Source organism: uncultured Microbacterium sp., assembly GCF_963528945.1.
Taxonomy (GTDB): Bacteria; Actinomycetota; Actinomycetes; order Actinomycetales; family Microbacteriaceae; genus Microbacterium.
This window is the reverse complement of the sequence record NZ_CAURWX010000002.1, coordinates 588,464-595,738: the sequence shown is the minus strand read 5'-3', so window position 1 is coordinate 595,738 and position 7,275 is coordinate 588,464. Positions and strand designations below refer to the sequence as shown.

Sequence of the window (7,275 nt, the reverse complement as noted above, 5' to 3'; positions counted from 1 at the left end):
GGCGTCGGCGGACTGACCGGCTGTACGGGCGGGGCAGACGGCGGCACGGGCGCGTCGGCCGGCGACACCGGCGCACCGAACGCGGGCGGCGGCACCGGCGGGCCGACGGGCGACACCGGCATACCGAACGCGGGCGGCGGCACGGGCGCGTTGGCCGGCGGCACCGGCACTCCGAAGGCGGGCGGCGGCACCGGAGCACCCGCGGGGAAGGGCGCGGGCGGCGGAGCATCCGTCATCGCCGACACGGACGGCGCGTGCGCGCTCCACCGGTGCGTGTGGTCGTTCGCGGCCGCAGCCGCCGTGCGAGCCGAGACCTCGCCGATCAGCGCGAGCGCATCGGCGCGTTCGAGGCCCGAGAGCAGACCGTGGATGGGGCCCGCGACCGTGAGGATCTGCGCACCGCTCACCCGCTGCGCCCGGTCGATCGGGCCCTGGTTGAGCGACACGCCCTGCAGGCGGGCCAACGGGAAGATCGCGAGCTTGCGCCACGCGACGCCCCGGCGCAGGATCAGGCCGAAGTCGGTGACCGTATAGCCGTGACGCTTCCACGACAGCGGACGACGCCACCCCGCGCGCCGCGGCATGGTGCGGTACGGATCGCCGGCGACCGGGCCGAGGATGCCGTGCTCCCACACGAGCGGGATGTCGGCGGCGGGCACATCCGGCAGGATCAGGCCGAGCACCCGCTCGACGTCGGCACGCTTGCCGACGGGCAGCACGATGTTGAACTGCTGCGCGTTGCCGGACGACTGCTGCGCGGCGCTCTTGCCGCTCATGCGGTTGATCTTGATCGACCACCAGCCGAAGGGACGCCACAGCAGCGACTGCGTGATCTCGACGGCGAAGATGCGACCGGGCGGCAGCGTCTCGGTGACCGTGGTGAGCAGACCGTAGGTGATGCGCACGCCGTCGGGCGTCGGTGCGATCGAGTAGCGCAGCGACTTCGAGATCTGCGCCCACGTGATACCGATGACGGCGACGATGAGCGGGATGCCGACGCCCAGCCCGATCCCGAGGCCGAGCACGCTGCCGAGCGGCTCGCCGTCGATGAGGGCGCCGATGAACAAGGCCCCCATCGTCACGCCGAACAGCAGCGCGAAGAACAGGAACCACACCACGCCGACGATGAGCTGCGAGCCGATGAGGCGACCCGCCGGGATCTTGACGACGCTCTCGGGCGCGACGTCTCCCAGATCGACGCCGGCGATGAGGCCGTTCACTCCGTGGTTCATCGAATCGACCAACTGGGCGCGGGCGCCGGTGGCCGCAACGGGCGACGCCGCCTGTTGGCGCGCAGCGCGGAGGCCCGACGCGAGACGCAGGATGTCGGCGCGCACGGTCTCGGCCTTCGACGTGGCCAGGTACTCCAACTCGACGTTCGCATCGGTGCCGGCCCCGACCACTTCGAGCTTCGCCAGCCCGATGATCCGCGCGGGGAACGGGCGCGTGAGGTTGACGCCCTGCACGCGGTCGAGCGGTGCCCGGCGGTGCGAGCGGAAGACGATGCCCTTGCGCACCTCGACGTGGTCGCCCGTGATGCGGAACTGCTGGAAACGCCACACGAACCAGAAGATCGCGATGAGCACGACGAGGATGCCGAGCACCACGAGCAGCGCCACGAGGATGAGGTTGTTCTCGAGCACCCAGTCGACCGGGTCGCCCGACGAGTACTCGTTGTAGTGCGCCTCGCTCGGTGTGAAGAGGTTCACGAACCAGGCGATCACCCGGTCGCGCAGGTTCGCGAAGGTGATTCCGGCGACGATCAGCAGCACCAGCCCGCCCTTGAACAAGGGGGTGAGCGGGTGCATCCGATGCCATTCGCCGTCGGCGAGGTCCGATGCACGGGGGTCGACCACGCCCTGCGGCGCGGGCATCTGCGGCTCGCTCACAGGCCGGTCCGTCGGGTCTCGGCGACCTCGATCAGCGTGTCGCGCAGCGCCTCGGCGGCACCCTGGCTCAGGCCGGGGATCTGCACGCCGGTGGTCGCGGCCGCGGTCACCATCTTCAACTGCGAGATGCCGAAACCGCGGTCGACGGGGCCCTGGGTGATGTCGACGAGCTGCATGCGGCCGTAGGGCACGGCGATCATGCGCTGCCACAGGATGCCCTTGCGGAAGACGATGTCGTCGGAGCGCAGCATATAGCCGATCGCTCGCGCCTGGCGCGGCAGGATGACCATGGTGATCACGGTGATCAGCGCGAAGATGGCCGCCGGGATCCACACCCAGGTCTGGTCGAGCGCGAAGTGCAGCACGAGCGCCGCCACGACGATGACCGCGAGCAGCAGGCCGTTCTGCAGCAGCTGCGAGACGGCATAGCGGGGCGAGATCTGGTGCCAGATGCCGTCGAGCTCGAGCCGACCCTCGCCGCGCGGCGTGCGCAGCTGCGTGTAGACGCCCTCGTCGAGTGCGGGGAGGTCAGTGCCCTCCGCCGGGTTCAGGGGTGCGTTCTCGGGGCTCTGGGTCATCAGGATCCTTCGGCAGGGTGCAGAACTGTTCGGCGACGAGGGCGGCGGCCACCAGCACGAGCGCGCTCGCGATCAGGGAGACCATCGCCACCGTCGACCCTACCGGCGGATCGATCGGCCGCGCGAAGAGGAAGACCAGCAGCCCCGCGCCCACTCCGGCCAGCAGAGCGCCGAGCAGGCTCGACGCCCGGGCCAGGGTCGCGGCGCGCAGCGCGCGGAACGGATCGATGCGGATGCCGGTGCGCACGCTGCGCCGCACCGGCCAGGCCACACCCAGCACGGCGACGGCGAGGAGCACCAGCAGCACCGGCAGGAACACCGAGGGCGTGAACGTCGCGCGGCCCGAGACGGTGAGCAGATGGTCGACGAGGTAGCCGACGCCTCCCCCGACGAGCGCGAGCGCCGCGAGCACCCCCGCCGACGTGCGCCGCATCATTCGTCCCGCTCGCGCAACGCCGCGACCAGCGGGGCGATCGGGCCGGAGCCGGCGAGCGCGGCGTCGGGGTCGAGCTCGAGCCACGGCTCCAACACGAACAGCCGCTCCGCGGCTCGCGGATGCGGCAACTGCAGGGTCTCGGTGTGCGCCGTCTCGTCGCCGTAGGCGATGAGGTCGAGGTCGAGGGTGCGGTCGCCCCAGCGTTCCCGCCGTTCACGCCCGTACTCGTCTTCGATCGCGTGCAGCATGCCCAACAGGATGTCGGGTGCGAGACGCGTGGTCACGAGGGCGACCGCGTTGATGTAGCCGGGGGCGTCGGGATCAGGCCCGTCGAGGCGCAGCGCGACCGTCTCGTGGAGACTCGACAGACGCAGGTCGTCGACGAGCGGCAAGCGCGCGATGCGTTCCGCGGCGCCGCGGATCGTCGCCTCGCGGTCGCCGAGGTTCGCTCCGAAGGCGATCACGGCTGTCGCGTCGGGTCGGATCCGCCGCGCCGGAGGCATGGGCGGGGGAACGGTGAGGTTGCGGCTCATGCGCGCACCGCCTCGACGTGCGCGGCGGGGCGGCCGCGGTGCAGCGTGACCGAGACGTCGGAGAACGTGAGCGGGATCGGTGCGTGCGGCTTGTGCACGGTGACCTGCACGAGCTGTACCCGCTGGTCCTCGAGCGCGGCGTCGGCGATGCGGGCGGCGAGCGTCTCGATGAGGTTCACCGGCTCTCCGCCGACGACCGCCGCGACCTTCTCGGCGAGCTCGCCGTAGTGCACCGTGTCGGCGACGTCATCGGATGCCGCGGCCTCGGCGAGCGAGAGATACAGGCGGAGATCGATCCTGAACTCCTGGCCGTTCTCGCGCTCGTGGTCGTAGACGCCGTGGCGTCCGAAGACGGTGAGGCCCGTGAGGTTGATCTCGTCGAGGGGATGCACCCCACCAGCGTACGCGGAGGCGCGGCGGCGTCCGAGGCTCAGCGGCCGTCCCACGCGCGGGCGATCGCGATCGCGTCGCGGGTCGAGCGCACGTCGTGCACGCGCACGGCCCAGACTCCCGCGCGGACGGCGAGCGCGCTCGTCACGGCCGTCGCGAGGTCGCGCCGCGACTCGGTGGCGTCGGCATCCGCCGTCTGCGCGAGCGTCTCGGCCAGGAACCGCTTGCGCGACGTGCCGATGAGCACCCGAGGGCCCAGCGCGACGATCTCGTCGAGCCCGCGCAGCACGTCCCAGTTCTGGGCTCCGGCCTTCGCGAACCCGATCCCCGGATCGAGGATGAGGCGTGACGGAGCGATCCCCGCGGCCGCGGCCTCGCCCATCCGCTCCTGCAGCTCGCCCGCGACCTCCCGTGCGACGCGACGGTACTCGGCGCGGGCGTACATGTCGGCCGAGAAGCCGCGCCAGTGCCCGATCGCGTAGTCGGCACCCGACTCGGCGACCGCCGCACGCATCTCGGGATCGGCGAGGCCGCCCGAGACGTCGTTGACCACTCGGGCGCCGGCGCGCACGGCCGCGGACGCCGTGGACGCGTGCAGAGTGTCGATGCTGACCGGGATTCCCTCGGCGGCGAGCCGTTCGATCACCGGCAGCACGCGCCGCTGCTCGACGGTCGGATCGACGCGTTCGGCACCCGGTCGCGTCGACTCCCCGCCGACGTCGACCATGTCGGCGCCGTGCGCCCGCAGCAGGCGCGCCCGGGCGATCGCGTCATCGACGTCGAGGTAGCGTCCGCCGTCGCTGAACGAGTCGGGGGTGACGTTGAGGATGCCCCAGATGGCCGTCACGGGGTCGCCGCCGACGGCGAGGCGATGAGGGCGATCAGCTCGCCGCGCGCCGCGGGCTCGGCATACTCGCCGCGGGCCGCGATGGTGAGAGTGGATGCCTCGGGCTGCCGACCGCCGCGCAGGGTGACGCAGCCGTGGCTCGCGTCGAGCACCACCAGGACGCCCCGGGCGTCGAGGTTGTCGGCGATGGCGTCGGCGATCTGCTCGCCCAGCCGCTCCTGCACCTGCGGGCGGGACGCGAGGATCTCGACGACGCGCACCAGCGCCCCCAGCCCCACCACGTGCTCCCCGGGGAGATAGGCGAGGTGGGCGCGGCCGGCGAAGGGCAGCAGGTGGTGCTCGCACACCGAGCGGAAACGGATGTCGCGCAGCAGCACCGCACCCGACGGAAGCGTGTCGGGCGCCGGGCCGCGGCTCACGCTGATGGTGCGCGCGAGCGGTGCCGCGGCATCCTCCCCCACGCCCGAGAAGAACTCGGCGTACAGGTCGGCCATCCGCGCGGGAGTCTGCGTGAGCCCCGGACGATCAGGATCCTCGCCGATCGCATCGAGGAGCTCGCGCGTGAGCCGTTCGATGCGCGCCTTGTCGACGCCCACGGTCAGGCCGTCGCGGGGCGCGGCCGGGTCGCTCCCTGCGACTCCTGCTGCGGACGGGCCGTCGCGGCCGGGTCCTCGACCGAGGCGGCCACCGGAACGACCTTCTTGGGCACCTCGATGGGCGGCACGTCCGACACCGGGCGGTCCTCGCTCGACAGCCAGAGCGGACGCTCGGGCAGCTTGCGCACCTCGCGGAAGATGTCGGCGATCTGGTTGTGGTCGAGCGTCTCCTCTTCGAGGAGCGCGAGGGCGAGACGGTCGAGGATGTCGCGGTTCGCCGTGATGACCTGGTACGCCTCGTCGTGCGCCTGCTCGATCAGCGCGCGCACCTCGGCGTCGACGCGCTCGGCGACCTTCTCGGAGTACTCGCGGCCTCGGCCCATGTCGCGGGCGACGAACATGTCGCCCCCTTCGGAGCCGAGCTTGACCGGACCGACCTCGGTCGTCATGCCGTACTCGATGACCATCTTGCGGGCGATCGACGTCGCCTTCTCGATGTCGTTCGACGCACCGGTGGTCGGGTCGTGGAAGATGATCTCCTCAGCGACGCGGCCGCCCATCGCGTAGGCGAGCTGGTCCTGCAGCTCGTTGCGGGTGACGGAGTACTTGTCGTCCAGCGGCAGCACCATCGTGTACCCCAGCGCCTTGCCGCGCGGCAGGATGGTGATCTTGGTCACCGGGTCGGTGTAGTTCATGGCCGCCGCGGCGAGTGCGTGACCGCCCTCGTGGTAGGCGGTGATGAGCTTCTCGCGGTCCTTCATGACGCGCGTGCGACGCTGCGGGCCGGCGATGACGCGGTCGATGGCCTCGTCGAGGGCGCGGTTGTCGATCAGCTGCGCGTTCGACCGGGCGGTGAGCAGTGCGGCCTCGTTCAGCACGTTCGCCAGGTCTGCACCGGTGAACCCGGGGGTTTTGCGGGCGACGACCTCGAGGTCGACGCTCTGCGCGAGCGGCTTGCCCTTGGCGTGCACCTCCAGGATCTTCTGACGGCCCTTGAGGTCGGGGGCATCCACACCGATCTGGCGGTCGAAACGGCCGGGGCGCAGGAGCGCGGGGTCGAGGATGTCGGGGCGGTTCGTCGCCGCGATCACGATGACGTTCGCGTTCGGGTCGAAGCCGTCCATCTCGACGAGCATCTGGTTGAGCGTCTGCTCGCGCTCGTCGTTGCCGCCGCCCATACCGGCGCCGCGGTGGCGCCCGACGGCGTCGATCTCGTCGATGAAGATGATGGCGGGCGCGTTCTCCTTGGCCTGGTTGAAGAGGTCGCGCACGCGGGATGCGCCCACGCCGACGAACATCTCGACGAAGTCCGAGCCGGAGATCGAGTAGAACGGGGCGCCGGCCTCGCCGGCCACGGCACGGGCGAGGAGCGTCTTACCGGTGCCGGGAGGGCCGTACAGCAGCACGCCCTTCGGGATGCGGGCGCCGATGGCCTGGAACTTCGCCGGATCCTGGAGGAACTCCTTGATCTCGTGCAGCTCTTCGATGGCCTCATCGGCACCGGCGACGTCGGCGAAGGTGACCGTCGGGGTCTCCTTGTTGACGAGCTTCGCCTTCGACTTGCCGAACTGCATGACCTTGCCGCCGCCACCCTGCATCGACGACAGCAGCCACCAGAACAGGAGGCCGAGCAGCACGAGCGGCAGAAGCAGGGAGATGAAGCCGTCGAACCACGTCGCGCGCGGCACGGCGTCGTTGAAGCCCTCCTTCGGGTCGGCGTCGTTGATCGCCGTCACGACCTCTTCGGCGCGAGCCTCCACGTAGTAGAACTGCACGCGGTCTGCGCCCTCGAACGCCTTCGACAGCGTCATGTCGACCCGCTGGTCGCCGTCGGTCGTCGTGACCTCGCTGACCGTGTCGCCGGCGAGGAGCTTGAGTCCCTCCTGCGTGGTGATCTGCTTGGGCGCTCCGAGGCCCGAGATCAGCACGAACCCGAGGATCAGCAGCAGGCCGATCAGCGGCACGTAGATCAGCGGGTTGCGGCTGAGCTTCTTCACATCCATGGT

The 7,275-nt window shown here is 71.1% G+C and carries 8 protein-coding genes; all 8 read right to left on the bottom strand.

Going from position 1 to position 7,275, the window contains the following annotated elements:
• A partial coding sequence (locus tag RWS82_RS09915; protein WP_314649496.1) for a PH domain-containing protein occupies positions 1–1,889 on the bottom strand: 1,889 nt, incomplete at its 3' end.
• Positions 1,886–2,467: a PH domain-containing protein gene (locus tag RWS82_RS09910; RefSeq protein WP_314649493.1), complete on the bottom strand. Its 582-nt coding sequence runs from the start codon at positions 2,465–2,467 to the stop codon at positions 1,886–1,888. The genes RWS82_RS09910 and RWS82_RS09915, both read right to left, overlap by 4 nt.
• Entirely contained in the window at positions 2,418–2,903 is a 486-nt protein-coding gene (locus tag RWS82_RS09905) for a DUF3180 family protein (protein WP_314649491.1), read from the bottom strand. The genes RWS82_RS09910 and RWS82_RS09905 overlap by 50 nt, the downstream gene beginning before the upstream one ends.
• Complete coding sequence (folK, locus tag RWS82_RS09900; RefSeq protein WP_314649489.1) at positions 2,900–3,436, bottom strand: 2-amino-4-hydroxy-6-hydroxymethyldihydropteridine diphosphokinase; 537 nt, start codon at positions 3,434–3,436, stop codon at positions 2,900–2,902. The genes RWS82_RS09905 and folK overlap by 4 nt, the downstream gene beginning before the upstream one ends.
• Entirely contained in the window at positions 3,433–3,828 is a 396-nt protein-coding gene (folB, locus tag RWS82_RS09895; protein WP_314649487.1) for a dihydroneopterin aldolase, read from the bottom strand. The genes folK and folB overlap by 4 nt, the downstream gene beginning before the upstream one ends.
• A gap of 38 nt (positions 3,829–3,866) precedes the next feature.
• A complete protein-coding gene (gene folP, locus RWS82_RS09890; protein ID WP_314649485.1) occupies positions 3,867–4,673 on the bottom strand; it encodes a dihydropteroate synthase in 807 nt (268 codons plus the stop codon).
• Positions 4,670–5,269, bottom strand: coding sequence for a GTP cyclohydrolase I (gene folE, locus RWS82_RS09885; RefSeq protein ID WP_314649482.1), 600 nt, complete (start codon positions 5,267–5,269; stop codon positions 4,670–4,672). The genes folP and folE overlap by 4 nt, the downstream gene beginning before the upstream one ends.
• A 2-nt stretch (positions 5,270–5,271) precedes the next feature.
• Positions 5,272–7,272 carry an ATP-dependent zinc metalloprotease FtsH gene (gene ftsH, locus RWS82_RS09880; protein WP_314649479.1) on the bottom strand — a complete coding sequence of 667 codons (2,001 nt, stop codon included), beginning with the start codon at positions 7,270–7,272 and terminating at the stop codon, positions 5,272–5,274.
• Between the last annotated feature and the right edge of the window lie 3 nt (positions 7,273–7,275).

What these genes read in the sequence shown, in the direction of transcription:
- ftsH (WP_314649479.1), bottom strand. Translation starts at nt 7,272, where the DNA reads ATGGATGTGAAGAAGCTCAGCCGCAACCCGCTGATCTACGTGCCGCTG.
- RWS82_RS09905 (WP_314649491.1), bottom strand. Translation starts at nt 2,903, where the DNA reads ATGATGCGGCGCACGTCGGCGGGGGTGCTCGCGGCGCTCGCGCTCGTC.
- RWS82_RS09910 (WP_314649493.1), bottom strand. Translation starts at nt 2,467, where the DNA reads ATGACCCAGAGCCCCGAGAACGCACCCCTGAACCCGGCGGAGGGCACT.
- folK (WP_314649489.1), bottom strand. Translation starts at nt 3,436, where the DNA reads ATGAGCCGCAACCTCACCGTTCCCCCGCCCATGCCTCCGGCGCGGCGG.